Source organism: Vibrio sp. 10N.222.49.C9, from assembly GCF_041474985.1.
Lineage (GTDB): Bacteria > Pseudomonadota > Gammaproteobacteria > Enterobacterales > Vibrionaceae > Vibrio > Vibrio crassostreae_C.
In genome coordinates, this window is sequence record NZ_JBFRVD010000253.1 from 1 (window position 1) to 314 (window position 314).

Below are 314 nucleotides of genomic sequence, written 5' to 3' on the forward strand. Positions count from 1 at the left end.
TTCTTGTTCCAAGCGGTAAGGAATCGACCATTGATATTGAATCGACTGGCTAAATGACTCGCAGCTCGCAACGCTCGTGTTCTGGAGAGATCATTGCCCAGCAGTTCATAGTGTTTCATTGACGTCAGTTGCCACATAAAGCCTACATCGTGATGAATATCCACATACTCATCCAAAGGCCCATCCATAGTGTTTTCTCTATCAATGGCCATATCCATAAAGGGTTTATAAGACTCTTTCTCATACAATAGCCAAAGCAAACCAGGCCAGAAACCTACTACCCAAGCCCATGGCTTGTGAGTATTTTGGTAAAC

At 43.6% G+C, this 314-nt stretch carries 1 pseudogene; it reads right to left on the reverse strand.

The annotated features are described in order from the left end of the window. Nucleotides 1–314: pseudogene (locus AB4585_RS23010) on the reverse strand (hypothetical protein); the annotation flags it as partial.